General features: G+C 74.5%; 34 protein-coding genes and 2 tRNA genes. 18 read left to right on the top strand and 18 right to left on the bottom strand.

Going from position 1 to position 26,933, the window contains the following annotated elements:
• Window positions 1–690, top strand: a 690-nt coding sequence (locus FVA95_RS21650) for a BCCT family transporter (protein WP_193564396.1), incomplete at its 5' end; no start/stop codon positions are given.
• Between the two features lie 41 nt (window positions 691–731).
• On the opposite strand, the gene FVA95_RS21640 is transcribed toward FVA95_RS21650, so the two are convergent.
• Both FVA95_RS21640 and FVA95_RS21635 read right to left on the bottom strand, forming a co-directional pair.
• Window positions 732–1,307: an isochorismatase family protein gene (locus FVA95_RS21640; protein WP_060710875.1), complete on the bottom strand. Its 576-nt coding sequence runs from the start codon at window positions 1,305–1,307 to the stop codon at window positions 732–734.
• A 3-nt stretch (window positions 1,308–1,310) separates the two neighbouring features.
• Entirely contained in the window at window positions 1,311–2,597 is a 1,287-nt protein-coding gene (locus FVA95_RS21635; protein ID WP_149665790.1) for a nicotinate phosphoribosyltransferase, read from the bottom strand.
• Between the two features lie 150 nt (window positions 2,598–2,747).
• Here FVA95_RS21635 and clpS point away from each other — a divergent pair, with 150 nt between their 5' ends.
• Together clpS and FVA95_RS21625 are read left to right on the top strand one after the other, a co-directional pair.
• Complete coding sequence (gene clpS / locus FVA95_RS21630) at window positions 2,748–3,056, top strand: ATP-dependent Clp protease adapter ClpS (protein ID WP_060710877.1); 309 nt, start codon at window positions 2,748–2,750, stop codon at window positions 3,054–3,056.
• 2 nt (window positions 3,057–3,058) lie between these two features.
• Window positions 3,059–3,610 carry a DUF2017 domain-containing protein gene (locus tag FVA95_RS21625; protein ID WP_075307921.1) on the top strand — a complete coding sequence of 184 codons (552 nt, stop codon included), beginning with the start codon at window positions 3,059–3,061 and terminating at the stop codon, window positions 3,608–3,610.
• Between the two features lie 19 nt (window positions 3,611–3,629).
• On the opposite strand, the gene FVA95_RS21620 is transcribed toward FVA95_RS21625, so the two are convergent.
• Window positions 3,630–5,315, bottom strand: coding sequence for a bifunctional UDP-sugar hydrolase/5'-nucleotidase (locus FVA95_RS21620; RefSeq protein WP_240051652.1), 1,686 nt, complete (start codon window positions 5,313–5,315; stop codon window positions 3,630–3,632).
• A gap of 134 nt (window positions 5,316–5,449) precedes the next feature.
• Between FVA95_RS21620 and FVA95_RS21615 the strand changes: the two genes are divergently transcribed.
• The 10 genes from FVA95_RS21615 (at window position 5,450) to FVA95_RS21570 (ending at window position 11,964) form a co-directional block, all read left to right on the top strand.
• Complete coding sequence (locus FVA95_RS21615; protein ID WP_149665789.1) at window positions 5,450–5,944, top strand: Mov34/MPN/PAD-1 family protein; 495 nt, start codon at window positions 5,450–5,452, stop codon at window positions 5,942–5,944.
• Between the two features lie 115 nt (window positions 5,945–6,059).
• Window positions 6,060–6,335, top strand: a complete 276-nt coding sequence (locus FVA95_RS21610) for a MoaD/ThiS family protein (protein ID WP_043278539.1) — start codon at window positions 6,060–6,062, stop codon at window positions 6,333–6,335.
• 62 nt (window positions 6,336–6,397) lie between these two features.
• Window positions 6,398–7,345, top strand: coding sequence for a PLP-dependent cysteine synthase family protein (locus FVA95_RS21605; RefSeq protein ID WP_020624070.1), 948 nt, complete (start codon window positions 6,398–6,400; stop codon window positions 7,343–7,345).
• A gap of 49 nt (window positions 7,346–7,394) precedes the next feature.
• Window positions 7,395–7,991 (top strand): rhomboid family intramembrane serine protease, encoded by a 597-nt coding sequence (locus FVA95_RS21600; protein ID WP_149665788.1) that lies wholly within the window; start codon window positions 7,395–7,397, stop codon window positions 7,989–7,991.
• Window positions 7,992–7,994: 3 nt separating this feature from the next.
• The gene (gene murI / locus FVA95_RS21595) at window positions 7,995–8,825 is read left to right on the top strand and encodes a glutamate racemase (protein ID WP_149665787.1); all 831 of its coding nucleotides are present in this window, start codon (window positions 7,995–7,997) and stop codon (window positions 8,823–8,825) included.
• Window positions 8,826–8,907: 82 nt separating this feature from the next.
• A complete protein-coding gene (locus tag FVA95_RS21590; RefSeq protein ID WP_149665786.1) occupies window positions 8,908–9,282 on the top strand; it encodes a hypothetical protein in 375 nt (124 codons plus the stop codon).
• Window positions 9,275–9,691, top strand: a complete 417-nt coding sequence (locus FVA95_RS21585; protein WP_020624065.1) for a hypothetical protein — start codon at window positions 9,275–9,277, stop codon at window positions 9,689–9,691. Before FVA95_RS21590 ends, FVA95_RS21585 begins: the two co-directional genes overlap by 8 nt.
• 8 nt (window positions 9,692–9,699) lie before the next feature.
• Window positions 9,700–10,485, top strand: coding sequence for an MBL fold metallo-hydrolase (locus FVA95_RS21580; protein WP_149665785.1), 786 nt, complete (start codon window positions 9,700–9,702; stop codon window positions 10,483–10,485).
• Between the two features lie 22 nt (window positions 10,486–10,507).
• Complete coding sequence (rph, locus tag FVA95_RS21575; RefSeq protein WP_020624063.1) at window positions 10,508–11,308, top strand: ribonuclease PH; 801 nt, start codon at window positions 10,508–10,510, stop codon at window positions 11,306–11,308.
• Window positions 11,305–11,964: a non-canonical purine NTP pyrophosphatase gene (locus FVA95_RS21570; RefSeq protein WP_149665784.1), complete on the top strand. Its 660-nt coding sequence runs from the start codon at window positions 11,305–11,307 to the stop codon at window positions 11,962–11,964. Before rph ends, FVA95_RS21570 begins: the two co-directional genes overlap by 4 nt.
• Before the next feature lie 3 nt (window positions 11,965–11,967).
• On the opposite strand, the gene FVA95_RS21565 is transcribed toward FVA95_RS21570, so the two are convergent.
• Window positions 11,968–12,366, bottom strand: a complete 399-nt coding sequence (locus FVA95_RS21565) for a carboxymuconolactone decarboxylase family protein (RefSeq protein WP_020624061.1) — start codon at window positions 12,364–12,366, stop codon at window positions 11,968–11,970.
• A gap of 130 nt (window positions 12,367–12,496) precedes the next feature.
• On the opposite strand from FVA95_RS21565, the gene FVA95_RS21560 reads away from it, so the two are divergent.
• The gene (locus tag FVA95_RS21560) at window positions 12,497–13,210 is read left to right on the top strand and encodes a TVP38/TMEM64 family protein (RefSeq protein WP_149665783.1); all 714 of its coding nucleotides are present in this window, start codon (window positions 12,497–12,499) and stop codon (window positions 13,208–13,210) included.
• An 18-nt stretch (window positions 13,211–13,228) separates the two neighbouring features.
• Here FVA95_RS21560 and FVA95_RS21555 read toward each other — a convergent pair.
• The 3 genes from FVA95_RS21555 to bcp form a co-directional block, all read right to left on the bottom strand.
• Window positions 13,229–13,302: transfer RNA gene (locus tag FVA95_RS21555), tRNA-Leu, on the bottom strand.
• On the bottom strand, window positions 13,302–13,952 hold the full coding sequence (locus FVA95_RS21550; protein WP_149665782.1) for an HNH endonuclease: 651 nt from the start codon (window positions 13,950–13,952) through the stop codon (window positions 13,302–13,304). The genes FVA95_RS21555 and FVA95_RS21550 overlap by 1 nt, the downstream gene beginning before the upstream one ends.
• 35 nt (window positions 13,953–13,987) lie before the next feature.
• On the bottom strand, window positions 13,988–14,455 hold the full coding sequence (bcp, locus tag FVA95_RS21545; protein WP_060714385.1) for a thioredoxin-dependent thiol peroxidase: 468 nt from the start codon (window positions 14,453–14,455) through the stop codon (window positions 13,988–13,990).
• A 274-nt stretch (window positions 14,456–14,729) separates the two neighbouring features.
• Between bcp and FVA95_RS21540 the strand changes: the two genes are divergently transcribed.
• On the top strand, window positions 14,730–14,951 hold the full coding sequence (locus FVA95_RS21540) for a DUF3618 domain-containing protein (protein WP_060714386.1): 222 nt from the start codon (window positions 14,730–14,732) through the stop codon (window positions 14,949–14,951).
• Window positions 14,952–15,004: 53 nt separating this feature from the next.
• Here FVA95_RS21540 and FVA95_RS21535 read toward each other — a convergent pair whose 3' ends face one another.
• The 4 genes from FVA95_RS21535 to FVA95_RS21520 form a co-directional block, all read right to left on the bottom strand.
• Window positions 15,005–16,222, bottom strand: coding sequence for an NAD(P)/FAD-dependent oxidoreductase (locus FVA95_RS21535; protein ID WP_149665781.1), 1,218 nt, complete (start codon window positions 16,220–16,222; stop codon window positions 15,005–15,007).
• A gap of 90 nt (window positions 16,223–16,312) precedes the next feature.
• Window positions 16,313–17,089, bottom strand: a complete 777-nt coding sequence (locus FVA95_RS21530) for a SigB/SigF/SigG family RNA polymerase sigma factor (RefSeq protein ID WP_020624056.1) — start codon at window positions 17,087–17,089, stop codon at window positions 16,313–16,315.
• A gap of 1 nt (window position 17,090) precedes the next feature.
• Complete coding sequence (locus FVA95_RS21525; protein WP_149665780.1) at window positions 17,091–17,522, bottom strand: ATP-binding protein; 432 nt, start codon at window positions 17,520–17,522, stop codon at window positions 17,091–17,093.
• A gap of 81 nt (window positions 17,523–17,603) precedes the next feature.
• Window positions 17,604–18,032, bottom strand: coding sequence for an STAS domain-containing protein (locus FVA95_RS21520; RefSeq protein ID WP_161992384.1), 429 nt, complete (start codon window positions 18,030–18,032; stop codon window positions 17,604–17,606).
• Window positions 18,033–18,247: 215 nt separating this feature from the next.
• Between FVA95_RS21520 and FVA95_RS21515 the strand changes: the two genes are divergently transcribed.
• Window positions 18,248–20,545 carry a SpoIIE family protein phosphatase gene (locus tag FVA95_RS21515; RefSeq protein WP_149665778.1) on the top strand — a complete coding sequence of 766 codons (2,298 nt, stop codon included), beginning with the start codon at window positions 18,248–18,250 and terminating at the stop codon, window positions 20,543–20,545.
• Between the two features lie 280 nt (window positions 20,546–20,825).
• Window positions 20,826–21,383, top strand: coding sequence for a hypothetical protein (locus FVA95_RS21510; RefSeq protein WP_149665777.1), 558 nt, complete (start codon window positions 20,826–20,828; stop codon window positions 21,381–21,383).
• Window positions 21,384–21,480: 97 nt separating this feature from the next.
• Here the strand turns inward: FVA95_RS21510 and FVA95_RS21505 are convergent, their stop codons facing one another.
• The 3 genes from FVA95_RS21505 to FVA95_RS21495 all read right to left on the bottom strand — a co-directional run bounded on the left by FVA95_RS21505 (window position 21,481) and on the right by FVA95_RS21495 (window position 23,454).
• Entirely contained in the window at window positions 21,481–21,807 is a 327-nt protein-coding gene (locus FVA95_RS21505) for a WhiB family transcriptional regulator (protein ID WP_060710891.1), read from the bottom strand.
• Between the two features lie 256 nt (window positions 21,808–22,063).
• A complete protein-coding gene (locus tag FVA95_RS21500) occupies window positions 22,064–22,477 on the bottom strand; it encodes an STAS domain-containing protein (RefSeq protein WP_149665776.1) in 414 nt (137 codons plus the stop codon).
• A 95-nt stretch (window positions 22,478–22,572) separates the two neighbouring features.
• Window positions 22,573–23,454 (bottom strand): ATP synthase F0 subunit B, encoded by an 882-nt coding sequence (locus tag FVA95_RS21495; protein ID WP_149665775.1) that lies wholly within the window; start codon window positions 23,452–23,454, stop codon window positions 22,573–22,575.
• A 314-nt stretch (window positions 23,455–23,768) separates the two neighbouring features.
• On the opposite strand from FVA95_RS21495, the gene FVA95_RS21490 reads away from it, so the two are divergent.
• Window positions 23,769–24,815, top strand: coding sequence for a PLP-dependent cysteine synthase family protein (locus tag FVA95_RS21490; RefSeq protein WP_205015926.1), 1,047 nt, complete (start codon window positions 23,769–23,771; stop codon window positions 24,813–24,815).
• A gap of 19 nt (window positions 24,816–24,834) precedes the next feature.
• Here FVA95_RS21490 and FVA95_RS21485 read toward each other — a convergent pair whose 3' ends face one another.
• The 4 genes from FVA95_RS21485 to FVA95_RS21470 all read right to left on the bottom strand — a co-directional run.
• Window positions 24,835–26,088, bottom strand: coding sequence for an amidase family protein (locus FVA95_RS21485; RefSeq protein ID WP_149665774.1), 1,254 nt, complete (start codon window positions 26,086–26,088; stop codon window positions 24,835–24,837).
• Window positions 26,089–26,133: 45 nt separating this feature from the next.
• Window positions 26,134–26,223: transfer RNA gene (locus tag FVA95_RS21480), tRNA-OTHER, on the bottom strand.
• 6 nt (window positions 26,224–26,229) lie between these two features.
• On the bottom strand, window positions 26,230–26,622 hold the full coding sequence (locus tag FVA95_RS21475; protein WP_149665773.1) for an STAS domain-containing protein: 393 nt from the start codon (window positions 26,620–26,622) through the stop codon (window positions 26,230–26,232).
• A 141-nt stretch (window positions 26,623–26,763) separates the two neighbouring features.
• Window positions 26,764–26,933, bottom strand: a 170-nt coding sequence (locus FVA95_RS21470) for an integrase core domain-containing protein (protein WP_149665004.1), incomplete at its 5' end; no start/stop codon positions are given.

Below are 26,933 nucleotides of genomic sequence, written 5' to 3'. Positions count from 1 at the left end.
TTCTGCATCTTCGGCGGCACCGCCATCACCCAGGCCCAGCAGGGCACACAGTTCTCCGACGACTCCAACGTCCAGCTGTTCCAGGTACTCGGCGCCTACCCGTGGGCGACCGTCACCGGCCTGCTCGTCATGGTCCTGGTCGCGATCTTCTTCGTCTCCGGCGCCGACGCCGCGTCGATCGTCATGGGCACGCTGTCCCAGCGCGGCACCATCGAGCCCAGCAAGTGGGTGGTCGTCTTCTGGGGCGCCGCGATGGGCGCGGTCGCGATGCTGATGCTGCTCACCGGGGGCGAGGACGCCCTGTCGGGCATCCAGAACCTCACGATCCTGGTCGCGGCACCGTTCGTGGTGATCATGGTGCTGCTGTGCGTGGCCCTGCACCGCGACGTCCGCCGTGACCGGGTCATCCTGCGCGCGGTCAAGAGCGCCGAGGTCATGGAGCAGGCCGTCGACTGGGCGACCGACAACCACGGCGACGACTTCTACGTGAAGGTCGGCTCCTTCGCCAAGGACGACGGGGTCACCGACGTGGACCCCGGGGGAGCGGCCGTCCCGGTCGCGGCGGTCGACCCGCTGAGCGTCCCGGCAGACCCGCAGCGCCCCGACGGCGACGCGACTCCGACGGACGACGACGCCACCCCGGTGGACGGCGACCGGTCCCCCCAGGTCACGACGGTCGAGCGCCACTGAGCCGGGCACCGGCCGGGACGCGCTCCCGGCCGGTGCCCGGCTCAGGCCGTGCGGAGCTCCACGCCGGCCTCGGCCAGCTCGGCCAGCGCCCGCTCCGTCGTCTCCGGGGAGACCCCCGCGCAGTGGTGCAGCAGCACCGTCGTCGCGAGCCCGAGCCGTGCGGCGTCGAGCGCGGTCGCCCGGACGCAGTGGTCGGTCGCCAGGCCGACGACGTCGACCTCGGTCACCCCGCGCTCGCCCAGCCAGTCGCCGAGCGGCTGGCCCGACTCGTTGGCGCTCGCGCCCTCGAAGCCCGAGTAGGCAGCGGTGTAGGCGCCCTTGTCGAAGACGCACTCGATCGGGGCGACGTCCAACGCCGGGTGGAACGACGCGCCCGGCGTCCCCGCGCGGCAGTGCGGCGGCCAGGAGTCGACGAAGTCCGGGGTGTCGGAGAAGTGCGGCCCCGGGTCCACGTGCACGTCCCGGGTGGCGACGACGTGGTCGTAGGCCGTGCCGTCCCGGCCGCCGGTCGCGAGCGGCCCGATGCCGGCGGCGACGGCGGCCCCGCCGGCCACCGCGAGGGCGCCGCCCTCGCAGAAGTCGTTCTGGACGTCGACGACGATCAACGCTCGGGCCATGGCTCAGCTCCCGGTGAGGAAGGTGGTCGGGATCGCGGGCTCGCCGCGGGACAGCTTCAGCCCCTCCCACGGTACGGCGACCAGCGCCGTCCGCAGCCGCTCCCGGGCGGACTCCAGGCCGGTGACGGAGTCGTCGGCGACGACCTCGCCGCCCCGTACCAGCGGCTCCGGCAGCACCCGGTCGTGCGGGCCGGGGACCGGATCGGCGCCGTAGGGGTACACGACCTCCTCGACCGCGGTGCCGGTCGGCTTGAACCGACGCAGCGCCGCCTTGCGCCCGCCGCGGGACTCCTTCGCGCTCGACCGCTTGGACACCGGGCGCCCGTCGACCTCGACGAGCTTGTAGACCATTCCGGCCGTCGGCGAGCCCGACCCGGTGACCAGGGAGGTCCCCACGCCGTAGGAGTCGACCGGCTCGGCGCGCAGCGAGGCGATCGCGTACTCGTCGAGGTCACCGGACAGCACGATCCGGGTCCCGGTGGCACCGAGCGCGTCGAGCTGCTCGCGGGCCTGGCGGGCCAGTACACCGAGGTCCCCGGAGTCGATGCGGACCGCACCCAGCCCGGGGCCGGCGGCCGCGACGGCGTGTGAGATGCCGCGGCGGATGTCGTAGGTGTCGACGAGCAGCGTGGTGTCGGTGCCCAGGGCGGAGACCTGGCTGGCGAAGGCGGACGGCTCGTCGTCGTGCAGCAGGACCCAGGCGTGCGCGGCCGTGCCCGCGGTCGGGATGCCGTGCCGGGCACCGGCGGCGAGGTTCGACGTCGTCGCGAAGCCCGCCAGGTACGCCGCCCGGGCGGAGGCCACGGCGGCCTCCTCGTGGGTGCGCCGCGAGCCCATCTCGATCAGCGGCCGCCCGGCCGCCGCGGTCACCATCCGCGCTGCGGCCGAGGCGATCGCACTGTCGTGGTTGTAGATCGACAGCGCGAGGGTCTCGAGGATCACCGCGTCGGCGAAGGTGCCGGTCACGGTGAGGACGGGGGAGCCGGGGAAGTACAGCTCGCCCTCCGGGTAGCCGTCGACGTCGCCGGAGAAGCGGTAGTCGCGGAGCCGATCCAGGGTCGCCGCGTCGACGACCGGGGTGAGGAACTCCAGGTCGGCGTCGGAGAAGCGGAAGCGCGACAGCGCCTCCAGCAGCCGCCCCGTCCCGGCGACGACGCCGTAGCGGCGCCCGTCGGGGAGACGGCGCGCGAACAGCTCGAAGACGCAGTGCCGTTCCGCGGTGCCGTCGGCGAGGGCCGCCGCCACCATCGTCAGCTCGTAGCGGTCGGTCAGCAGGGCCGTGCCGGTCATGGTCGGGAGCCTACGGCCGCGCCTGCCGACGTGGTCGGGGCCGCGCTGGTCGGTGCCGGAGCGGTCGGGCCGGGGCTGGTCTCGGGGGCCGTGTCGGGGGCCGTGCGGTCGGGCCGGGACCCTCGTCCCGGCTGTGCCACCATGGGGCGCATGTCCGCGCCGTCACCAGCGCCGTCCCCGGCGCCCACCGAGCAGGTCACGCCCGACCTGGACGAGTCCGCCGGCCCCGACACGCCGTGGCAGGCCATCGTCTGGAACGACCCGGTCAACCTCATGTCGTACGTGACCTACGTGCTGCAGAAGGTGTTCCACTACCCCGAGGCGAAGGCCACCGCGCTGATGCTCGACGTGCACCACAAGGGGCGCGCCGCCGTGTCGGCCGGTGACAAGGACACCGTGGAGGGGCACGTCGCCCAGCTCCACGCGGCCGGCCTGTGGGCCACCATGCAGCGGGCCTGAGGGTGAACGGCTGGAAGCGCAGCGGCCGCGGCGACCGCGTCCGCTACACGTCCGGGTTCTCCGGCGAGGAGGCCGTCGTCCTGCGGGGGCTGTTCACCGAGATCCGCCAGATGCTCGCCGGTCGCGCCGAGCTCGCGTCCACCGACGAGCTCGCCGAGCTCACCGGCATCCGCACCGGCCCGACGTCGCGGCCGACCGACCGGGTGCTGGCCCGGCTGCTGCCGGACTTCACCACCGAGGACTCCGACCTCGCCGGCGGGATGCGCTCGCTGCACGAGCCGTCGCTGATCGAGGCCAAGGACGCCGCAGCGGCGACCGTGCTGGACACCCTGCCCGAGGCGGGTGGACGGCTGGAGCTCACCGAGGCCCAGGTCGACGCCTGGCTGGCCGCCCTCAACGACGTGCGGCTCGCGCTCGGCACCGCCCTCGACGTCAGCGAGGACATGCCCGAGCAGCTGCCCGACGACGACCCGCGGGCCCAGCACCTGGGCGTCTACCACTGGCTGACCTACGTGCAGGACTCCCTGGTCCGGGTTCGCGTCCGGGGGCTCTGATCCGCCCGGCCGACCGCCGTCACCGGCGCACGATCCGGTCGGTGGACGGCGGGGTCAGCCCGGGGTTCGCGCCCAGGTAGGCGACGAACGCGTCGAGGTCCACCGGCCCGCCGACCAGCTCGGTCCCGGCGGTGAAGGTGTCGAAGCCGTCGCCGCCCGCGGACAGGAAGTTGTTCGTCGCGACCCGGTAGCGGCCGCCGTCGGTGACCGGGACACCGCCGATCGCGATGTCGCCCACCCGGTTCCCCGTCACCGTGTAGCGCAGGTTCGACGAGCTCTGCAGCACCGTCGGGCCGTCCTCGACGGTGAACTGCTGGTCGAGCACCGCCCGCAGCTGGGCACCGGTGAGCGTCATCGTCTGCAGGATGTTGCCGAACGGCTGCACGGTGTAGGCCTGCCCGTAGGTGACCCGGCCGCCCGCGCCGGGCACCAGGTCCGCGCGCACCCCGCCGGGGTTGGTCAGCGCGATCTGCGCGCCGTCGCCGCGGGAGGCGGCGAGCTGGGCGTCGGCGATCACCGTGCCGAGCGGGGACAGCCCGGTCGGCCCGGCCGCGCGCAGCAGCGGCCCGGCCACCGTCCCGACCGGACGCTCGGCCAGCGGCCGCGACTGCGCGACCGCACGGTCGACGACCTCGGCCACGCCCGGGTCGGGGGTGACGTCGCGGGTGACGACCTCGTTGCGGGCCGTCGTCGCGCCGCGGTCCACGTCGCCCTCGCCGGTCAGGGCCAGGTCGACCACCGACAGCAGCCTGCCGAACGACAGGCCCTGCACGAACGGTCGCGGGTTCCCGGCCGGGTCGGTCGCCGAGCACAGGTACTGCTGGTGGGTGTGCGCGGAGAACACCGCGTCGACGTCGGCGGACACCGCGGCCGCGATCCGCGACGCGGGCCCGCCGGGCTCGATCGCGCAGGCGTCCGGGCCGCCGTCACCGGTCGTCTCGTCGCCCTGGTGGAGCAGCAGGACCTGCGCCCGCACCCCCTGCGCGGTCAGCCCGCGCGACGCCGCGTCGACCGCGGCGACCTCGTCGCCGACCGCCAGGCCGCGGATGCCGTCGGGGGAGACCAGGTCGGGCAGCTCGGACAGGGTGGCGCCGATGACACCGATCCGGGTCCCGCCCGCCTCCACCACCGTCGACGCGGCGAGCGCGGGCCGCCCGGAGCCGTCGGTCACGTTGGCGGACAGGATCGGGAACGAGGTGCCGTCGTAGGACGGGGTGAAGCGGCAGCCGTCGGTCGGGTGGCAGCCGCCGTGCTGCAGCCGGCGCAGCTCGGCGATGCCTTCGTCGAACTCGTGGTTGCCCGCGACGGACGCGGCGACACCGATCCGCTCCAGCACCTCGACGGTCGGCTCGTCGTGGAACAGCGCCGACGCCAGCGGGGACGCGCCGACGTTGTCGCCGGTGGACAGCACCACGCTCGCCGGAGCCTGTGCCCGCAGCGCCGCGACGTGCGCGGCGAGGAACGCGGCACCACCGGCCTCGACCTGCGCGCCGGCGTCGTCGGTCACCCGGCCCGAGGACCCCGAGGGCGGTTCCAGGTTGCCGTGCAGGTCGTTGAGCGCGATGAGCCGCACCGTGCCGGGGCCGGGGGCACCCGGGGCGGGACGGCCGGAGAGCGTCACCGCCTCGACGGTGACCCCCACCGCCAGGACGACGGCGAGCAGGGCGGCGAGGACGATTCCGACACGGCGACCGGAGGAGGACACGCAGGGCAGTATGGAGGCACCGTCGACCGCCGGGCCGTGGCCGGGATCACAGACCGTGGTGTCGAGTGCGTGAACGCCGGGTGCGGGCCCGGCGGGTGTTCGGTCCCGCCGCCGGGGCCGCGTATCCTCACGTCGTGCTCGTCCTCAGGTCCGACCTCGTCGATGCGATCGTCGCGCACGCCCGCCGGGACTTCCCGGTCGAGTCGTGCGGGCAGCTCGTCGGTCCCGAGACCGGTGAGCACCCCGAGCGCTACGTGCCGATGACCAACGCCGACGAGGTGGCGAGCGACTTCGCCTTCTCCCCGGCCGAGGACATCCGCCTGGAGCGCGAGCTGGACGCGGCCGGTGAGCGCCGCATGCTCGTCGTCCACTCCCACACGCGGCTGCCGCGGCGCCCGGTGGCGCACACCGGCCTGCCCGAGGCCTACCCGTCGCCCAAGGACGTCGCCCAGATGGAGTGGACCCCCGACCAGCACTGGCTGATCGTGGGCCTCGCCACCGCCGACGCCGAGCCCGAGGTGCGCTCCTACCACCTCGCCGACGGCGAGGTCGTGGAGGACGAGCTGGCGGTCGTGGAGTCCTACATGTTCTCCCACACCGGCTCCGACGACGTGCCCGACCGGGCCTGATCGACCCTCTCGCGCACCCGCGCCGGAGGTTGCGCGGGAATGTCGCCGTACTCCGGCCGCGTTGCCGCGTGCAGAAGTCCACGCCAGAGCGACCCCACCAGGAGTGATCACCGACATGGCCGTCTCCGTGTCCGTCCCCACCATCCTTCGCACCCACACCGGCGGCGAGAAGACCGTCGAGGCGAAGGGCGACACCGTCTCCGCGGTCATCGACGACCTGGAGTCGCGGCACAGCGGCATCAAGGACCGTCTGATCACCGACGGCAAGCTGCACCGCTTCGTCAACATCTACGTCGACGACGAGGACATCCGTTTCGCCGGCGGCCTGGAGGCCCCGGTCAAGGAGTCCTCGACGTTCACGATCCTCCCGGCCGTGGCCGGCGGTCGCTGAGCCCCACCGGAGATCGGTGCCGGGCGGCCCGCCCGCCCGGCACCGGCGCGTGAGGAGATCCCGTGCGTTACGACTCGCTGCTGCACGCCGTCGGCGACACCCCGCTCGTCGGGCTGCCGTCCCTGTCGCCGTCGGAGGACGTGCGGCTGTGGGCGAAGCTGGAGGACCGCAACCCCACCGGCTCGATCAAGGACCGGCCCGCGCTGGCCATGATCGAGGACGCCGAGAAGCAGGGGCTGCTCACGCCCGGCTGCACGATCCTGGAGCCCACCTCGGGCAACACCGGGATCTCCCTGGCGATGGCCGCGAAGCTCAAGGGCTACGAGATCATCTGCGTGATGCCGGAGAACACCTCCGAGGAGCGTCGCCAGCTGCTGGCGATGTACGGCGCGCAGATCATCTCCTCGCCGGCGGCCGGTGGGTCGAACCAGGCCGTCGCCCTCGCCAAGCAGCTGGCGTCCGAGCACCCGGACTGGGTGATGCTCTACCAGTACGGCAACCCGGCCAACACCGACGCGCACTACCGCGGCACCGGCCCGGAGATCCTGCGCGACCTGCCGTCGATCACCCACTTCGTCGCCGGGCTCGGCACCACCGGCACCCTCGTCGGGGCCGGGCGCTACCTGCGTGAGCAGAAGCCCGACGTGCAGGTCGTCGCGGCCGAGCCTCGCTACGGCGAGCTCGTCTACGGCCTGCGGAACCTGTCGGAGGGCTTCGTCCCGGAGCTCTACGACGAGACCGTGCTGACCGGTCGCTTCTCGGTCGGCTCCTACGACGCGCTGCGCCGCACCCGCCAGCTGGTGGAGCAGGAGGGCATCTTCGCCGGGATCTCCTCCGGCGCGATCCTGCACGCCGCCCTCGGCGTCGCGAACAAGGCGCTCGACGCCGGTCAGCGCGCCGACGTCGTGATGATCGTCTGCGACGGCGGGTGGAAGTACCTGTCCACCGGCGCCTACTCCGGTGACCTGGGCACCGCCGCGCAGGGCATCGACGGGCACCTCTGGGCCTGAACCGGTCACAACGGGCATAGCGGGCGGGCGCGCCGGTACCGTGGACGGCATGACCGCACCCCCGGACGGCCGCCCCGCCCGTGTGCTGCCGCCCGCGCCGGTGCGCGCGGCGGTGATCATGCTGGTGTTCACCGCCGCGCTGTACGTCTTCGAGGCGGTCGACCAGGCGTCGGGCGGGATGGTCGACGCCGCCTCGGCGATCTACCCGCGCGACGTCGACGGGCTGGCCGGGATCCTCACCGCGCCGCTGCTGCACGGCGACTGGGCGCATCTCGCCGCCAACAGCCTGCCATTCCTGATCTTCGGGTTCCTCGCGATGTCCGGCGGCATCGTGCAGTGGTTCGCGGTCACCGCGACGATCTGGGTGATCAGCGGGCTGGGGGTGTGGCTGACCTCGCCGCTGCCGGTACTCGGCGCCTCCGGGATCGTGTTCGGCTGGTTCCTGTTCCTGCTCACCCGCGGCTTCTACGCCCGCAACGGCAGACAGATCCTGCTCGCCGTCGTGCTGTTCCTGTTCTACGGCTCCATCCTCTGGGGCGTGCTGCCCTCGGATCCGTCGGTGTCCTGGCAGGGCCACCTGTTCGGCGCGGTCGGTGGGGTGCTCGCCGCCTACTGGGTGTCCCGGGCGGACCGCCTACCCTCCTAGGGTGTGAGCGACGCACCCGGGCTCGACGCCCCGATCGGCATCTTCGACTCCGGGGTCGGCGGTCTGACCGTCGCCCGCTCGGTCATCGACCTGCTGCCCGCCGAGCAGATCGTCTACGTCGGCGACACCGCGCACAGCCCGTACGGGCCGCGCCGGCTCGCCGACATCCGGCGCCTCGCACTCGGCATCGGCGACGAGCTGGTCGACTCCGGGGTCAAGGCGCTGGTCATCGCCTGCAACTCCGCCTCGGCGGCGTGCCTGGCCGACTTCCGCGAGCGCTACCCGGTGCCGGTGGTCGAGGTCGTCCGCCCGGCCGTGCGCCGCGCCGTCGCCACCACCCGCAACGGTCGGATCGGTGTCATCGGCACCGCCGCGACGATCGCCTCGGGCGCCTACGCCGACGCCTTCGACGCCGCCCCCGACACCGAGATCACGTCGGTCGCCTGCCCCCGGTTCGTCGACTTCGTCGAGCGCGGCACCACCAGCGGCCGCCAGGTCCTCGGCGTCGCCCAGGGCTACCTGGAGCCGCTCCAGCGCGCCGGGGTCGACACCGTCGTCCTCGGCTGCACCCACTACCCGCTGCTGTCCGGAGTGCTGGAGATCGTCCTCGGCCCGGACGTGACGCTCGTGTCCTCGGCCGACGAGACCGCCCGCACCCTGGTCCGGACCCTGCACGCGCACGACCTGCTGCGCGACGACACCGCCCCGCCCGCACCGCACCGCTTCCTCGCCACCGGCGACCCGGAGCCCTTCGCCCGCCTGGGCCGCCGGCTCCTGGGCCCGGAGATCGGGTCGGTCGTGGGCCGCGCGGGCGCCGCACTCCCGTCCGCCTGACGGCCACGGGATGTGGATGCCCACCGGCCACGACGGCGGGTCCGGCGCCGTGTCGGAGGGGCGCGGGGGTAGCGTTCCCGCCGTGATCGGAACGCTCGTCCTGGTGATCACCGTGGCGCTCTCGGCCACCGCGCTGTTCGGGCTGGTCACGACGGCGCTGAACCGGCCCCCGAGCCGGGTGCACGCCGTCGCCGTCGGGATCTGTGTGGCGCTCATCGTCGTGCAGGCGGCGATCGCGGCGTACCGGGTCCTGCTCGGCGGGGTCACCCTGCCCGAACAGTCGACCTTCCTCATCTACCTCGCCGTCGCGGTCTGCGTCCCGGTGATCGCGCTGCAGTTCGCCACCGCCGAGCCGAGCCGCTGGGGCGGAGCCGTGATCGCCGTCGGCGCGATCGGGACGCTCGTCGCCGTGCTGCGCCTGCAGGGCCTGTGGATCCCGGGGGTGCCCGGTGCCTGAGCCGCACGCCCCCGGGCCCCGCGCCACCGCCACCGGCCCCGGCCGCATCCTCATCGCCGTCTACGGCATCTTCGCGCTCTCGGCCTCGGCCCGCGCCGGGGTGCAGATCGCCGAACGCTTCGGCGAGGCACCGCTGGCGTACTCGCTGTCCGCGCTCGCCGGGTTCGTCTACATCCTGGCCACCGTCGGGCTGGCGGGCACCGGGCCCGGCTTCCGCCGTCTCGCCTGGTCCGCCGTGGTGTTCGAGCTCGTCGGCGTGCTCGGGGTCGGTGCGTTCACCACGTTCGTCCCCGCCGACTTCCCCCGTGAGACGGTCTGGTCGCACTTCGGCGCCGGCTACGGCTTCGTCCCGCTCGTACTGCCGTTCGTCGGACTCTGGTGGCTGCGGCGCACCTCACGAACGGGTTAGGGTCGCGCATGCGGCTGATCGTTCTCGGGTGCTCCGGCAGCGGCCCCGGACCCGAGTCCCCGGCATCGGGCTACCTCGTCGAGGCCGGGTCGACCCGCCTCACCCTCGACCTCGGCAACGGCACCCTCGGCGCCCTGCAGCGGCACGCCGACCCGTTCTCCCTCGACGCCGCGGTGTTCAGCCATCTGCATCCCGACCACTGCTCGGACTTCCCGTCGCTGGCGGTGCACCGTCGCTACCATCCCCGGCCCCCGTTCGACGCGACCGCGCGGAAGCTGCCCGTGCACGCCCCGGCCGGTGCGCACGCCCGCTTCGCCCGCGCCGACGCCGTCACCGAGGCCGACTACGCCCGCACCGACCTCACCGACGTCTTCTCCTTCCGCGACCTCGTGGCGGGGGAGCCGTTCACCGTCGGCGCCGGCGACGACGTCGTCACCGTCACCGCGCACGAGGTCGTGCACGTCTGCCCCGCCTGGGCGCTGCGCCTCGAGCACCGCGGCCGGGTGCTGACCTACTCCGGGGACACCGCCGCCTGCCCCGGACTCGTCGAGGCCGCCCGCGACGCCGACCTGCTGCTCTGCGAGGCCAGCTGGCCGCACGCCGAAGCCGGACCGCCCGGGGTGCACCTGTCCGGACGGGAGGCGGGCGAACACGCTGCGGCCGCCGGGGCCCGGCGCCTGGTCGTCACCCACGTCCCGGCCTGGTTCGACCGCGAGTCCCTCGGCGCCGAGGCCAAGGCGGCCTTCGGCGGGACCGTCGAGCTCGCCCGGCCCGACGCGGTGTTCGAGGTCTGAACCGGCTTCCTACGATGGTCGGGTGACACGAACAGAGGGCAGGGCCGACGGCCGGACCGACGACGAGATGCGGCCGGTCACCATCACCCGGGGCTTCCAGAAGCACCCCGCGGGATCGGTGCTGGTGGAGTTCGGTGACACGAAGGTGCTGTGCGCCGCCAGCGTCACCGACGGGGTACCGCGCTGGCGGAAGGGATCCGGCCTCGGCTGGGTCACCGCCGAGTACGCGATGCTGCCCTCGGCCACCGACACCCGCTCGTCGCGGGAGTCGGTGAAGGGGCGGATCGGCGGCCGCACCCACGAGATCTCCCGGTTGATCGGCCGGTCCCTGCGTGCCTGCATCGACCTGCGCGCGCTCGGCGAGAACACGATCGCGATCGACTGCGACGTCCTGCAGGCCGACGGCGGCACCCGCACCGCGGCCATCACCGGCGCCTACGTGGCCCTGTGTGACGCCGTCACCTGGCTCGGGGAGCAGGGCAAGCTGTCCGACCCCAAGCCGATCTCCTGCCAGGTCGCCGCGGTGTCGGTCGGCGTCGTCGACGGCCGCGTCCGGCTCGACCTGCCCTACGAGGAGGACTCGCGGGCCGAGGTCGACACGAACGTCGTCGCCACCGAGACCGGGACGCTCATCGAGGTCCAGGGGACCGGCGAGGGCGCCACGTTCTCCCGCTCGACCCTCGACGCGATGCTCGACTCCGCGCTCGCCGGGATCGCCGAGCTGTCCCGCCTCCAGGTCGAGGTGCTCGCCGCGCCGCACCCGAAGATCGTCGCGCAGACCGCCCCCGCCGCCCCGGGCACCGCAGGGGAGGGCGACGCGTGAGGATCCTGCTCGCCACCCGCAACGCCAAGAAGCTCGTCGAGCTGCGCCGGATCACCGAGGCCGCGGGGCTCTCCGGGGTGGAGATCGTCGGGCTCGCCGACGTCCCCGAGTTCCCCGAGGCCCCCGAGACGGGCGCGACCTTCGCCGCGAACGCGCTCGCCAAGGCCCGCGACGCCGCCGCCGCGACCGGGCTGCCCGCGATCGCCGACGACTCGGGCATCACCGTCGACGCCCTCAACGGCATGCCGGGCATCTTCTCCGCCCGCTGGTCCGGCCGGCACGGCGACGACGCGGCCAACCTGGCGCTGCTGCTCGGACAGACCGCCGACGTCCCCGACGAGCGCCGCGGCGCCGCGTTCGTGTGCGCCGCCGCACTCGTCACGCCCGAGGCGGCGGCCGGGCTCCGTGACACCGACGGCCCCGACGCGGAGGACTCCGTGCCCGGGCGCACCGTGGTGCACGGGACGTGGCGTGGCACCCTGCTGCGCGCCCCGCGCGGGGAGAACGGCTTCGGCTACGACCCGATCTTCGCCCCGGAGGGCGACACCCGCTCCTCGGCCGAGCTCAGCGCCGAGGAGAAGGACGCCGCCTCCCACCGCGGGACCGCGTTGCGCGCACTCGTCCCGCACCTGCAGGCGCTGCTCGCCCGCGACTGAGCGCTACTCGGGGGCGGGCTCGGCCAGGACGCGCTGCGCGATCCGGAACGCCGAGTTCGCCGCCGGGACCCCGCAGTAGATCGCGGTCTGCAGGATGATCTCGACGATCTCGTCGGTGGTCAGGCCGTTGCGCCGGGCCGCCCGCACGTGCAGCTCGAACTCCTCCCAGTGTCCGTGCGCGACGAGTGCGGTCAGCGTCACCGCCGAGCGCATCCGGCGCTCCAGCCCGGGGCGGGTCCAGATCTCGTTCCACGCGTAGCGGGTGATCAGCTTCTGGAAGTCCGCGGTCGTGTCGTCGACGCGGCCCAGCGCCGCGTCGACGTAGTCCTGGCCGAGGACCTCGCGGCGCACGGCCAGCCCGTCGGCATCCAGTTCGGCGGGGTCGATACCCGAGTCGCTCATGGTCGGCAGCCTCTCACGGCCGATCCCGGCGGCACGCCGGCCGAGGTCGCCCGACGACCGGCGGCGGGGGACCGGCCGGTGCGGCGACGCGGCCGACGGCACCGGCGCGGGGCTCGGTACCGTGACGTCCGTGCGGTGGTGGCGGTTTCTGCTGGGCTGCCTCGGGCTGGTGCTCGCGGCCGCACTCGTCGTACTCGTGGCCCGGTCGCTGGGGCTGTCCGCGTTCCCCCGGTTCGGTGAGCTGCGCCGGGCGGTCGAGTCGGCCGGGCTCTGGGGCCCGGTCGTGTTCGTCCTGCTCCAGGTCGCGCTCAACGTCCCGCCGTTCCCCCGGACGGTGTTCACCGTGTCCGCCGGGGTGCTGTTCGGTGCCGTCGGCGGGGCCGCGCTGACCCTGTTCGCGACCGCACTGTCCGCGGTCGTGGCGTTCGCGCTCGTCCGTGCCACCGGCGGGAGGCTCGTCGCCCGGTACGCGGGCCACCCGCGCGCGGTGTGGGTGCGCCGCAGGCTCGACCACCACGGCGTGCTGGCGGTGACGTCGCTGCGCCTGATCCCGATGGTGCCGTTCGCGGTGCTCAACTATCTGTCCGGCCTGTCCCAGGTGCGGTTCTGGCCCTACCTGGTCGGCACCGTGATCGGGTCGGCGCCGAGCACCATCGCCGTCGTGGCCCTCGGCGACGCGGTGACCGGGCACGTGCCGCCCGCACTGCTGCTGGTGTCGGGGATCTGCGCGGTGCTCGGGCTCGGCGGGGTGCTGCTCGCCGCGCGCCGGCCGCTGCCCGACGAGACCGACGGCGTCGCACCCGGGGATGCGGGGACGACCGGGACCGCGCCGCCCGCCGGGTGAGGCGGGCGACGCGACGCGTGCCGGCGGCGGGATTCGAACCCGCACTTGCACGGACCTAAACCGTGTCTCTCTGCCAGTTGGAGTACGCCGGCTAGTTCTTTCGGCCGCACCAGGTGTCGGTGAGGGCGTGGCAGTTCGCGCACAGGATACGAAGGTTCTCAAGCCGGTTGTCGGTGTGGTCGCCGTTGACGTGGTCGAGCTGGAGCGGGACGGGCCGTCCCCGCCACTCGGTCAGGCCACACTCCTCGCACCGGGCGGCCTTCAGCCCCTCAGCGACGAGCCGCCGGCGCAGGGTCGCGCTGCTGCGGTAGCTCGACCCGCGGACCAGGATGTCCGCCAGCGGACGGGCCCGCCGCCCCGGGAAGGTCCGGCCCCGGGCCCAGGAACGGCCCGTGAAGTGCGTCGTGTCGAGCTCGAGCGCCCGGATGTGCGCGACCACCGCCCGGAACATCCCGCCGCTGGGCTCGTACCCGAGCCGCCGGAGCACGGCGTACACGCTGACCTCCGCCTCGACGGCCGCCCGCAGCGCCTCGTCGGTGTAGCGCCGGCGGTGGTTGCGGTGCCCGGGGTCGAGCGCTCCCGGGATGTGGCTCGCGTCCGCGCCGGTACGGGCGATGTGCGCCCGTAGCTGGTCGTACCGGCCGGGCCGGATCCCGAGGCGGTGGCACACCTCGCTCAGCCGCTGCGACGCCGCCACCGCGGCGACCAGCTCCTCGTCGGTCCACCGGCGGGCGCGGGGCACGCCCGCTCACCCCGCGCCCGCCGGCCGGGCCGGCATCAGACCTTCCAGTCCCGGCGGAGCTTCGCCACGTGCCCGGTCGCCTTCACGTTGTACTGCGCGTCGACGATCGTGCCGTCCTCGCCGACCAGGAAGGTCGACCGGATCACGCCGGTGACGGTCTTGCCGTAGAGCTTCTTCTCCCCGAAGGCGCCCCAGGCGGTGAGGACCTCGCGGTCGGGGTCGGACAGCAGCGGGAAGGTCAGCTTCTCGTTGTCGCGGAAGGTCGCGAGCTTGGCGGGCTTGTCCGGGGAGATGCCCAGCACGTCGATGCCCGCCTCGTTCAGCTCGGCGAGGTTGTCGCGGAAGTCGCAGGCCTCCTTCGTGCAGCCGGGGGTGCTCGCCGCCGGGTAGAAGTAGACGACGACCTTGCGGCCGCGGTAGTCCGCCAGGGAGACGGGCGTGCCGTCGGCGTCGTCGAGGGTGAAGTCGGGGGCGGGGTCGCCCGCCTGCAGCCGTGTGCTCATGTCGATCAGCGTGCCACCCGCCGGCCGCGGCGCTGCCACGAGTGTGGTGCCTGTGGACGTACCGGCCGGTTGTGGACGGATGCGACACGACGACCGTCGGGCGCACCCGATCGGCGGCGCGCCGGTGGCCGGGCGCGCGGTCCGACCCCGTCGGTGGCTACGGTGTGTCCCACGCCGCTCGCGGTGCCCGGACAGTGCTGTCGGGGCAGCGTCGGGCGCGAGCAGCAGGAGTCCCGGACGCGGACGCGTACCGGCCGAACCGGAGGTGGACGTGGTGGCCCGCGACCCCGAGAACATCCAGCGCGAGATCGAGAAGACCCGGGACGCGCTGGCCGAGAGTCTGGACGCCCTGGCGGACCGGGCGAACCCGAAGAACCTCATCGAGGGCGGCAAGGCGCAGCTCGCCGAGCGGCTCGCCGACCCGAAGATCAAGTACTCGCTCATCGCGGTCGGCGCGCTGGTCGGACTGGCGATCGTCCGCTCGATCTTCCGCTAGACCGCCTGCACGTCACGCCCGGCCGGTGCACGCACCGGCCGGGCGTCGGTGTGTCAGGACAGCGAGTTGCGCAGCTCCAGCACCGCGGCGCGGTCGGCGCCCTCGGCCAGCGGACGGCGGTAGCGGGCGACGAGCCGGGCCGCGCCGAACCCGGCGACGGCGACGAGGTCGTCGCCGCGCAGGTAGCCGAGCACCGTGCCTTTCACCGGACCGTCGCCGAGACCCTCCCCGTGCAACGGCAGCAGCGAGTCCGCGCGGTCCGGCCACCCCACGAGCTGGATCTTCATGCCGAACTGGTCGGACCAGAAGAACGGCACCGCGGCGGGCGGCAGGTCGGTGCCGGTGATGTCCGCGGCCACCGCGGCCGCCTGGTCGCTCGCCGAGGTCCAGTGCTCCAGCCGGGTGCGCTCGCCGGTGTCCGGGTCGGCCCAGGCGGCGGCGTCGCCCGCCGCCCACACCCCGGGCAGCCCGTCGACCCGGCCCCGGTGGTCGCACGGGATCCCGGCCGAGACGTCGACGCCGGTGGCCTCCAGCCAGCCCAGGTCGAGCATCCCGCCGACGCCGACGACGATCTCGTCGGCCGTCACCGTCGACCCGTCGGAGAGGGTGGCGCCCGAGGACGTCAGCTCCGACACAGCCACCCCGGTGCGCAGGTCGACCCCGGCGTCGACCATCAGCCGGGCCACCACCGCACCGGCCTGTTCGCCCAGGAGCCGCGCCATCGGCACGGTGCCGGTCTCGACGACGGTGACCGCGACACCCCGGTCCCGGGCGGTGCTCGCGACCTCGGCCCCGATGAACCCGGCACCGACCACGAGCAGCGACGACGCCGAGGCCAGCGCGTCGCGCAGCCGTTCGGCCTCGTCGACGGCGCGCAGCAGGTGCGCGGAGCCCGGCTGGCCGTCGAGCACCCGGGAGGTGACCCCCACGGCGAGGACGACGGCGTCGGTGTGCAGCACGGCGCCGTCGTCGAGCTCGACCTCGGAGCCGTCGGACGGGTCCTGGCCGGGCCGCAGGGCGACCGCGGAGCGGCCGAGATGGGTGCGCACGCCGAGCTCGGCGAGGTCCTCGGCGGTGCACAGGTCGATCTTGGTGCGTTCCCACGCGCCGGCGAGGAACTGCTTCGACAGCGGGGGGCGGTCGTAGGGGAGGTGCTCCTCGGCCCCCACCAGGCTGATCCGGCCCTCGTAGCCGTCCCGGCGCAGGTTCTCCACCGTCCGCAGTCCGGCCAGCCCTGCGCCGACCACCAGCACGTGTTCCGGCACGCTCATCTCCTACCTCCCCGCTCCGAGGCCGGACGGTGCGCCGGTCCCGTCCCGATCTTCGCGGACGGCGTGCGACGCGGCCGCGCGGCCCGGCCGTCAGAAGGTGCGGTCGTCCGGGTCGAGCCGGTTGCGCAGCCGCGACAGGGTCTGTGCGAGCAGCCGGGAGACGTGCATCTGGGAGATGCCGACCTCCTGGGCGATCTGGGTCTGGGTGCGGTTGCCGAAGAACCGGAGCATCACGATCGTCCGCTCCCGTGGCGCGAGCTCGGCGAGCAGCGGCCGCAGCGACTCCCGGTAGTCGACCCGGTCGAGCTCGGCGTCGGCGTCGCCGACCAGCTCGCCCACGGTCGCACTGCCGTCCTCCGACGAGAGCATCTCGTCGAGCGAGGAGCTGCGGTAGGCCTCGGCGGCCTCCAGGCCCTCCAGCACCTCGCCGACGGGCAGGTCGAGGTACTCCGCGAGCTCCGAGGGCCGGGGTGCGCGACCGAGGGTCTGGGACAGCTCGGACACCGCGCCGTTGATCGACACGTGCATGTCCTTGAGCCGTCGCGGTACCCGCATCGACCAGCTCTGGTCCCGGAAGTGCCGGCGCACCTCGCCGGAGATCGTGGGCACGGCGAAGGAGAAGAACTCGCCGCCCTTCTCCGGGTCGAACCGGTCGATGGCGTTGATCAGCCCGACCGTCGCGACCTGCACGAGATCGTCGAGGGGTTCGCCGCGGTGGTTGAACCGGCGGGCGATGTGCTGGGCGACGGGCAGGTAGCCGGTGACGAGCTGCTCGCGCAGCCGTTCCCGGCGGGGATCGCCGTCGTCGAGGCCCGCGTACTGCTCGAGCAGCGGGGTGAGGTGGGCGTACTGGGGGTCCACCGTCACGTCACAGTCCGTGACCTGCGAGCTTGTGCAGCCGGATGGTGAGGGCGGGACGGCCGCCGTCCTCCTCACCGGTCTCGACGGTGACGTGGTCGGCCAGGGTCTGCAGGACCCGCCAGCCGAAGCTGTCGGTGGGCAGCTGCGCGCCGCTGCCGGTCTCGACCCGGGCGGTGACCTCGATGCGCTCGTCGGACACGGCGAAGGTGCACCGCAGCGGCGTGCCGGGAGTGGCCATCGCGACGAGCGTCGCACACGCCTCGTCGACGGCCATCCGCAGATCGGAGACCGCGTCCAGGTCGAAGTCCGCGCGTGCGGCGAGGTCGGAGGCCACCGCGCGGACCGTGGGGATCAACGCGGGCCGCGCGGCGACCCGGATCTCGACGGTGTTGTCGGTGCCGGCGGGGTGCGCCGTGCCTGCCACGTCCTCCTGGGCCACGCTGACGAGTCCTTTCGTACGACGGGAGTGTCGGGCCGGATCATGTCGCCTCCGGCGGGGATGTGCAGACCGGGTGCCCGCTCAGGCGCCGGGAATGCCTTCCTGATCGGGCAGGACGGTGAACAGCTGGGCGGAGCCGGTGACCTCGAGCGGCCGGAGCACGGCCCGGTTGGTGGCGACGACGAACAGCCGCCGTCCGTCCCGGGCGGCCCGTCGGGCGGTGTGGATGAGCACGCCCAGGCCGCTGGAGGCGAGGAACGTGACGCCCTCCAGATCGACGGCGAGGTCGCGGCCGTCGCCGTCGGGCGGGAGGTCCAGCAGCTCGTCGAGGGCCGTCTCGAGACGCGGCGCGGTCAGGGTGTCGACCTCGCCACGCACGGTGAGCACGGTCAGGCCACTGCGCGGGGAGGACAGGCGGACCCCGAGGTGGGCGGAGTCGGCGGGGTCCAGCTCGGCGTCGCCGTCCCCCCGGGACGGTTGCGCCGGCGCGGATCCGGGCAGGGTGATCACCTCCGTGTCGGGCGCCGGGCGGCGCGGAAGCGTGGTGGAGCGCCGCCGTGCTCTCGACGGGCAGATACCTTCTCGCATCGCGACGACGCACCGGGGGCGCGGCGGAGCCTTCCTGGCCCGCGCCGGTCCGGTCCACCCACGACAGGAGACCGGGACCGACGATACCGGCCGGGCTCGGTGAGCCCGGCACGGCGCCTGCCCTTAGGCTCGCCCGGGTGACGCGGTATCCCGATCTCGGTTCCGACACCCCCGCCGGCCCGCCCGGCGACGCGGTGGACCGGGCCGTCGACCAGGCGGTCGCGACCTCGGTGGAGTCCTTCGGCGAGCAGCCGAGCACGCCCGCGATGCCGTACGTGCGCAGCGGGACCCAGGTGGCCGTCCTGATGATCGACATCGCGGACCGCCGGATCGTCTACGCCAACACCACCGCGCTGGAGCTGGCCGGCGACCGCCCGGTGCGGTTGCCGATCGGGGTCCGCGAGTGGAGCGAGTCCGTGCGGCTGACCGACCTGGACGGCCGGCCCTACACCGACGAGAGGTCACCGCTGTCCCGGATCGCCTCCGGCGAGGCGGTGTCCGGCGAGCCGGTGGCGCTGCACGGGCCGGGTCTGATGCCCGACCGCGACGGCGTACCGGTTCCGGGTGAGGGAGCGACGGCCAGCAGCACGCTGGTCTGGGTGACCGGGTTCGCGCTGACCGACCCGGGCGCCCAGGGACAGGGCACGTTCGCCCAACCCTCGGCCACCGGCCCCGGCCAGTCGCTGGCGGTGCTGCTGCCGCTGTCGGACTCCGAGGTCGGCCAGGGCGAGGACCGCGACCGGATGGGGTTCCTGCGCGACCGCGCCGTGCTGGCCACCGAGATGTCGTTCACGATCTCCGACCCGCAGCGTGAGGACGACCCGCTGGCCTGGGTGAACCCGTCGTTCGAGCGGCTGACGGGGTATCCGCTCGACGAGGTCGTCGGGCGCAACTGCCGGTTCCTGCAGGGACCCAACACCGACCGGTCCGCGGTCCGCCGGCTGCGCGAGGCGCTGCGGGAACAGCGGCCGATCACCGAGGTGCTGCTCAACTACCGCCGCGACGGCACCGCGTTCTGGAACCAGGTGTCCGTCTCGCCGGTACACGACGGCGACGGCGAGCTGGTCAACTTCGTCGGCGTGCAGAGCGACGTCACCGAACGGGTCGTCGTCGAGCAGGAGCGGCGGGCGGCGCTGGCCGACGCCGAGGCGGCGCGGGCCCAGCTGCGGCTGCTCGCCGAGGCGACCACCCAGATGACCTCGGCGCTCGACGTGGCCGACGCCTGCCGTCGTTTCTCCCGGATCGTGGTGCCGGAGCTGGCCGACCTGTGCACGGTGGACCTGCTCGACACCCCCGACGGGGCCAGCCGCGAGCGGATGGCCGTCGCGGCCCGCGACGCCGACGACGAGGCACTGCTGTCCCGGTCCGGTCCGCTGGGAACGGGCCGGATCGAGCAGCAGGCCAAGACCGCGGTGCGGACCGGCAAGCCCTACCTGGTGCAGGAACTGCCCGACGACGGACGCGAGGTCCATCCGGACGACCCGGAGGCGGCCGACGCCTACGAGCGGCTGCGGCTGCGCTCGGCGATGGTCGTCCCGCTGCTCGGCCGTGGCCGGGTGCTCGGCCTGGTGACGTTGTCCACCCAGTTCCCCTACGGCCGTCGCTGGACCCAGCGCGACGTCCACCTGGCCTCGGACCTGGCGGGCCGCGCCGGGCTGGCCGTCGACAACGCCCGGCTCTACGAGGTGGAGCGGGCCGCAGCGGCGACCCTGCAGCACAGCCTGCTCCCGGCGTTGCCGCAGGTCCCGGGGATGCGGGTCGCGGCACGCTACCTGGTGGGCGCGGACGGCAACCAGGTCGGCGGGGACTGGTACGACGTGCTGCCGATGCCGGACGGCTCGGTCGGCGCCGCGGTGGGTGACGTGGTGGGCCACGACCTGTCGGCGGCGGCCGCGATGGGGCAGCTGCGCGGTGTGCTGCGTTCCTACGCCTGGGGCGGCGACGCGCCCGGTCCGGTTCTCGACCGCTGCGACCAGCTGGTGCAGGGCCTGGACATCGCCGCGATGGCGACCGCGGTCTACGCCCGCTTCGAGCCGGCGGGCCCCGACGGCGCGCGCGAGCTGACCTACGCCAACGCCGGGCACCCGGCGCCGCTGCTGCGCGACCCGCAGGGCCGGCTGCACCGGCTCGACGCGCACCACTCGCCGATGCTCGGGGCGGTACCGGCGTTCGGGCGGGCCAGCGGGGCGCACCGCGACGGTGCGACCGTGCCGTGTGCGGCGGGGTCGCTGCTGGTCTTCTACACCGACGGCCTGACCGACATCGTCGGCGAGGACGCCGACGCCCGCACCGCGCTCATCGAACGCACGGTGGAGCAGCTGCCGTCCGACGCGGACCCGGAGCGGGTCGTCGAGCGGGTGCTCGAAGTGTGCCTGCCGGACCGGCTCGACGACGACATCGCGTTGCTCGCGATCCGTCTGGACCATCCCGCCTGACGGGCCGCCCCTACCGGCCGGCGCCGTTCGACCGTCCGGCCCCTCTGTGCTACCGGTGGGCGGCCCCGGGGTCCCGGCGGTGTGCGGTCCAGGTGGTCCAGGGGTTCGGGACAGGGAGTCATCTCCCGCTCGTGGATCGGGTGACCCCACTCGTCCGTCCGGGTGGGTAATCGGCGATCGATCCGGGGATCCGGGCGTTGTACTCGACGGACGAGGACGTGTGGGATCGACGGGGGCGAGCGTGGGGCAGGGGACGACGCGACCGCGGAGGCTGGTGGCCGTGGCGCTGACCGCAGCGGAGTCGGAGAGGGCGGGGGGACCGCTCGCGGCGCTCTCCGGCGCGGCGGGGGAGACCGACCTGCTGGTGGTGCGGGACGACCCGGCCCCCACCCGGCGTCCGCTGACACCGGCCGAGGCTCGGGAGCTGCTGGCGGCCGAGGACGACCTCGATGACGACACCCAGAACGGCACTGGGGACGGCGCTGGGGACGGCACCGAGGCCGCGCCGGTGGTGATGCTGCCGGTCGAGCGGGTGCGGGTGCACCGCCTCGGGCTGCGCTGGGCCGTGCAGGACGGTGACGAGGCGGACCTCGTCGCGGCGCTCTCGGAGCTGGTCGGGTTCGACCCCGACGGCGACACCTGGTGCGTGGCCCCGGCCGCCGCCGGACCGGTGTCCGACCCCGAGATCGAGGTGGTCCGTCGCGCGGTGCGCCGCGTCGCCCGGGTCTACGGCCTTCCGGTGCTGCCCTACCGGCCCGTGGGGCCCGTCGCGGAGGACGTCACCGCAGACATCACCCCGGACATCACCGAGCCGGAGGTCCTGCCCTCCGCGGTGTGACGCCCGGAGGTGCAGCCGAGAACGTTCGGGCACGCAGAACGGCCCGCCCGATGTTCGGGCGGGCCGTGCCGGATCGGTGAGCCGTCGAGCGGTGCCGTCAGACGACGGCGGCGAGGCCCGGGCCCTGCTCGGCGACGATGCGCTCGGCGTCGCGGCGCTCGATGATGGCGCGGCGCTCGGACTCGCCCAGCCCGCCCCACACGCCGAACGGCTCACGGCTGGCCAGCGCGAAGCGGCGGCACTCCTGCAGCACGGGACAACCCCGGCAGACCTGCTTCGCGCGCTCGGTGCGACGCGACCGGGAGGGGTTGCGCTCGCCGTCGGGGTGGAAGAACACGGCGCTGTCCATGCCGCGGCACGCGCCCAGTCGCTGCCACTGCCACACGTCGTCCATCGGGCCGGGAAGCCGGGAAACGTCGCTCACGTGCTCACCTCGTCGCTCGGGGCCCGGGCGGACCGGGTTGGCTCCCCAACCCGGTTCCCGAGGGGGTCCGAGATCAAACCTGCGGGGTGGCGGGATCGGTGCCGGTGACCGGCCGCGGGCGGCCGCCGGGGGCGGGCGGTCGATCGGATCGACCGGCATCACCCCTGTTCACGACACCACCACGCACCTGCGCGCTGCGACCGGCGCGCCGGTGCCGGGTGGACCCGGACCAGAAATGTGTGACTCAGGTCACCTGCTAGGACGCCAGCGCGGCCTGCACGTCGTCGTGGATGTCGAACAGATGGTGCAGCCCGGCGATGCCGATCGGCCGCAGGACACGCCGCTCGGTGCACGCCAGACGCAGCTCGACGCCGGCCCGGTGGGCCTGCTCGCGCAGCTCGATCAGGGCCGCCAGTCCGGACGTGCCGAGGAATCGGACCCCGTCGAGGTCCAGCACGACCAGCGAGGACGCCGAGATCTGCTCGGCCACCGAGTGCCGCAGCTCCGGCGCGGTCAGCATGTCCAGCTCGCCGGTCACGGCGACGACGACCGTCCCGTCCGCGGGCCGGGTGGTCTCCAGCCGCAGCCCGTCGCAGCTGTCGGTGACGTCGGGTGACGCCGTGCCCGAGCCGTCGCTGGTGCCGGCGCCGGGTGGACGGGGGTCGGTCATTGGGTCGACGGTAGGCACCGCGGCACGGCATCGCCACTCGGAGCGCGCTCGGTGCCGACGACGCGTCCCGTCGGGGCGACCGCACCGATCCCGGCTCAGGACGTCTGCTGCGCGCTGCCCTCGGAATCGGCGGTGGAGGGGACGCCGGCGGCGGCCGGTGACGGTTCGGCGTCCCGCTGCTCCGGCAGCACCACCGCCGGGAGCGCGGCTTCCTCGTCCCGGTCCGCGACGCCGTCGGCGGCGGGGGCCTCGTCCGGCCCGGCGGTCTCCCCGGTGCGCAGCGCGTGCGCCGGGCCGCCCACCGGGCGCCGGACCCGCTCGGCCCGGTCGGCGCCCCGGGGGGTGCGGGCGGGTGTGTCGAGCCTGCCCAGCTCGGCCCCCAGCATCGCGTGCAGCCGGGCGATCTCGTCGCGCACCGACGAGCGCAGGCCGGACACGTGCGCGTGCATCGACGCCGCGGTGTCCGCGACGAGCTCGCTGTCCCGCCGTGCGGCCGCCCCGGCCGCGCGCAGCCGGTCGACCTCCGCGCGGGCATCGTCGACCATCCGGGCGGCCTCGTCGCGGGCGGCGTCCACCAGCTGCGCGGCCTCGATCTCGGCGGTGCGCCGCCGCATCGCGGCCTCGTGCTCGGCCATCCGGAGCACCTTGTCCGCGCGCATGCCGAAGGTCTCCGCGGGCCGGGAGCGGATCTCCTCCAGGGTGGCGGCGAGCGCGTCGGCCCGGCGCTCGGCGGTGTCCCGGGCGTGCTCGGCCGCGGCGAGACGGACCATCAGGTCCTCGACGATGTGCTCGACGGTGCGGGCACCGTCGCCGCCCCGCGGGCTGCGCTGCGGCAGCCCGGCGGCCGTGGTCCCCGGGCGCGCGGCGTCGGGAACGCGCCCGGTCGGGGGCGTCGCGTCCCCGGGCCGGGTCGCCTCGTCGTCGCGCACGTCCTCGGCCGTCACCTCGGCACCGGTCTCCGTGACACCGTCGGTCACCTCGTCGCACTCCCCGGGCAGCTGTTCACGGTGCGTCAGTCTCCGGCTCCGTGACGCACCCCGACAGCTCCCGTTCGGCGGACGGCGCCGGTGCGGCGGTCGACGGTGTGTGACGTGCGCGATCACGGAGCACCGCTGCGGGCACGGGGGCACGGAGGGCGGCGCCGGGGCAGGGCTGCGCGGCACGACGTGACCCGGATCGGCGCCGTGACCGAGGGACCGGGCCGGGCAGGCTCCGAGACCGATCTAGGGTCGGGGGCGTGCACCCCGTCGACCGTTCCTGTGCCCGTACCCGCGCCTGGGTCGACGAGGCGATGCGCCGCGTCCAGGCCGACGCGAACCGTTCCGCCGACACCCACCTCCACGTGCTGGACCTGCCCGCCGAGTGGGGTGTGCAGGTCTACCTCAAGGACGAGTCGGTGCACCCCACCGGCAGCCTCAAGCACCGGCTGGCCCGGTCGCTGTTCCTCTACGCGCTCGCGTCGGGCTGGATCACCGACGGCACCACGGTCGTCGAGGCCAGCTCCGGGTCGACGGCGGTCTCCGAGGCCTACTTCGCCCGGCTGATCGGGGTGCCGTTCGTGGCCGTCATGCCGCGCTCGACCAGCCCGGAGAAGATCGCGCTGATCGAGCGGGAGGGCGGGCGCTGCCACTTCGTCGACCACGGCGGTGAGGTCTACGCCGAGGCCGAGCGGCTCGCCGCGGCCACCGGCGGGCACTACCTCGACCAGTTCACCTACGCCGAGCGTGCCACCGACTGGCGCGGCAACAACAACATCGCGGAGTCGATCCTGGCCCAGCTCGCCGAGGAGCCGCACCCGGTGCCGGAGTGGATCGTCGTCGGCGCCGGGACCGGGGGCACCTCGGCGACGATCGGCCGCTACCTGCGTTACCGGCGGCTCGCGACCCGGCTGGCCGTCGTCGACCCGGAGGGCTCGGCGTTCCTGCCCGGTTGGACGGCGGGGGACCCGTCGTACGCGACGGGTGCGGCGTCGCGGATCGAGGGGATCGGGCGTCCCCGGATGGAGCCGAGCTTCGTCCCGTCGGTGATCGACCGGATGGTCCCGGTCCCCGACGCCGCCAGCGTCGCCGCGGCCCGCCACCTGCGCGACCGCACCGGCCGGTGGGCCGGCGGGTCGACCGGCACCAACCTGTGGGGCGTCTACCAGGTCGTCGCGGAGATGCTGCGTGCCGGACGGTCGGGCAGCGTCGTGACCCTGCTGTGCGACGGCGGCGAGCGCTACCGGCACAGCTACTACGACGATGCCTGGGTCGCCGCCCAGGGGATGGACCTGGCGCCCTACACGGCGACCCTCGACCGGTTCGTCGCGACCGGGGTCTGGTCCCCGCCCGCGGACTGAGCGGCTCCGCCGGCCCGGGTCAGCCCTCGGCGAGCAGGGCGGCGGTCGCGAGCAGCCGTCGCTCCGACCCCGGCCGCCCCACGAGCTGCACACAGCCGTGTTCCCCGGGCCGGTGCACCGGCGCGACCAGCGACGGCAGCCCGGCCAGGTTCCACGCGGCCACCCCGGTGGACCCGGCCCCGGACGCACCGGGCGGGGCGGGCAGCAGGCCCGCCTCGGCGCCGGCGTCGTCGAGCCAGGCGACCATCCGTTGCCGCCACGACGCGGGCGTCGCGGGACGCAGGCCGCCCAGGCGCCGGACGCGGCGGCCGCGCCGGACGAGGCTGCGGGCGCTGCGCGGCAGCTCGGCCGGGTCGAGGCCGAGGTCCTCCACCCGGCGGGCGAGTCCGGCCTGCCGGCGGCGGGCCGAGTGGACGACCAGCACGGCCCGGTACGGCGGGTCGGCGGCGACGAGGCCCAGCCCGGCGTCCTGCAGCAGCCGGATCGCCGTGTGCACCGCGGACGCCGCATCCGGCCCGGCGAGCCGGGTGCGTCCGGTCCGCAGCGACGCGGCCAGGGAGGAGACGGGCGTCGCGCCGGACCCGGGGCCGGGACCGGCGGGGGCGGTGAGCCGCAGCACCGACGACGACGCGGCCGGCCCCCCGGTGCCGCGGGAGATCGCGTCGAGCACCACGGTGAGGTCCTCGGCGCACCCGGCGATCAGGGTCGGCTCGGCCAGCCCGCACCAGCGGCGCTCGGCGGCGTCGGGCAGCGGGAGCACCCGGCGGCCCGGCTTGAGCGCGGCGATCCCGTGGGCAGCGGCGGCGCAGCGCAGGGTCCCGTCGCCGTCCACGCCGATCCCGAGCGGGACGACACCGGAGGCGACCACGGTCGCGGTGGCCCGCCCGCCCGGGGTGCCGTCGAGGCCCACCTCGTGCTCGGCGGTCCGTGCCCGCCCGGCGACGAGCGCGCCCGCGGCCCGCAGCCTGCGCACGACCTCGTCCCCGCGACCGGCAACGGAGATGCCGTCCTCGACCACCACCGGGACCCCCGCCAGCGGCAGGGCGAACCGGTCGGTGCGCCGGTCGAGCGCCGCGGCGGCCGCGCGCAGCGGTCCGGCGTCCACCACGAGCCCGGCGCCCACGGGTACCGCGTCGTCGAGGGCGGCGAGGAGCCGCTCGGCGACGGTGGCCGCGCTCAGCCGTCCCTCGCGCACCGCGGCCGCGAGTCCCGACACACCGGACGGGCCGTCTCCCGAGGTGGGGGACGGCTCGTCCAGGTGCAGAGTGCTCATCGCGGTGGGGCTCGTCGTCCCGGTCGTCGGAGGGAGTGGTCGGGGAGGAGGACGGGAATCGCACCCGCCCGGCCGAGATGCTCGGCCATGTCGGCGTCGAGGACCGCGGGCGCCACCGGGCACCCGTGGGCCTCCGGGGCGTCAGGCCGTGCGGAGTGCCTCCGGCACACCGTCGGCCACGTCGAACAGGGACATCAGGTTGGTCGCCTCGAGCGCCCGGGTGACGGCGTGCGACCCGCAGACCAGCCGCAGCCGGCTGCCGGCGTTCTCCGCCTTCTCCTTGCCCTCGACGAGCGCCGCCAGCCCGGCCGAACCGAGGAACGTGACCCGGGTCAGGTCCACCACCAGCAGGCTCGCGGACCCGATCCGCTCGGCGAGTCGTTCGCTCAGCACGGGCGCCGTCATCGTGTCGATCTCGCCGTGCACACCGACGACGACGGCGCCGTCACCGTGCTCGGTCACCTCGAAGCGGACGACCTCGCCGACGTCGGGGCTCTGGTCTCCCCCCACCCCGGTGGGCGTCTCACTGCTCATGTGTCGTGCTCCCTCGCGAGTCGTCGCCGTCGGCGCCGTCGACGTTCTCGTGGTCCGGTCCCGGACGCGCCGTCGACTTCACCGTGAGTGACAACCGGCCGCCGTTGCTTGACGCGCCGCTCGTGCTGCCTCCGCACCAGCCTAGTTGTGATGTCCAGGGAGGTTGGTCAGCCTGGTGACTGGTGGCTGGCCGCCGATGGCGGAGTGAGCGCGGTGGTGATTGTAGAAGTGCAGCCAGCCGGGTAGGGCGTCGTTGCGTTGGCGGGTCGACTCATAGAGTCGGGCGTAGGCCCAGCCGTCGGCCAGGGTCC

This window comes from Pseudonocardia sp. EV170527-09 (genome assembly GCF_008369905.1).
GTDB lineage: Bacteria > Actinomycetota > Actinomycetes > Mycobacteriales > Pseudonocardiaceae > Pseudonocardia.
This window is presented reverse-complemented; position numbering and strand designations above follow the sequence as displayed.

Excerpts from the sequence above, each read along its gene's own strand:
- FVA95_RS21640 (WP_060710875.1), bottom strand. The coding sequence starts at position 1,307 with ATGGCCCGAGCGTTGATCGTCGTCGACGTCCAGAACGACTTCTGCGAG.
- FVA95_RS21635 (WP_149665790.1), bottom strand. The coding sequence starts at position 2,597 with ATGACCGGCACGGCCCTGCTGACCGACCGCTACGAGCTGACGATGGTG.
- clpS (WP_060710877.1), top strand. The coding sequence starts at position 2,748 with ATGTCCGCGCCGTCACCAGCGCCGTCCCCGGCGCCCACCGAGCAGGTC.
- FVA95_RS21610 (WP_043278539.1), top strand. The coding sequence starts at position 6,060 with ATGGCCGTCTCCGTGTCCGTCCCCACCATCCTTCGCACCCACACCGGC.
- FVA95_RS21600 (WP_149665788.1), top strand. The coding sequence starts at position 7,395 with ATGACCGCACCCCCGGACGGCCGCCCCGCCCGTGTGCTGCCGCCCGCG.
- FVA95_RS21580 (WP_149665785.1), top strand. The coding sequence starts at position 9,700 with ATGCGGCTGATCGTTCTCGGGTGCTCCGGCAGCGGCCCCGGACCCGAG.
- FVA95_RS21565 (WP_020624061.1), bottom strand. The coding sequence starts at position 12,366 with ATGAGCGACTCGGGTATCGACCCCGCCGAACTGGATGCCGACGGGCTG.
- bcp (WP_060714385.1), bottom strand. The coding sequence starts at position 14,455 with ATGAGCACACGGCTGCAGGCGGGCGACCCCGCCCCCGACTTCACCCTC.
- FVA95_RS21535 (WP_149665781.1), bottom strand. The coding sequence starts at position 16,222 with ATGAGCGTGCCGGAACACGTGCTGGTGGTCGGCGCAGGGCTGGCCGGA.
- FVA95_RS21500 (WP_149665776.1), bottom strand. The coding sequence starts at position 22,477 with ATGACCGACCCCCGTCCACCCGGCGCCGGCACCAGCGACGGCTCGGGC.
- FVA95_RS21490 (WP_205015926.1), top strand. The coding sequence starts at position 23,769 with ATGCGCCGCGTCCAGGCCGACGCGAACCGTTCCGCCGACACCCACCTC.
- FVA95_RS21485 (WP_149665774.1), bottom strand. The coding sequence starts at position 26,088 with ATGAGCACTCTGCACCTGGACGAGCCGTCCCCCACCTCGGGAGACGGC.
- FVA95_RS21475 (WP_149665773.1), bottom strand. The coding sequence starts at position 26,622 with ATGAGCAGTGAGACGCCCACCGGGGTGGGGGGAGACCAGAGCCCCGAC.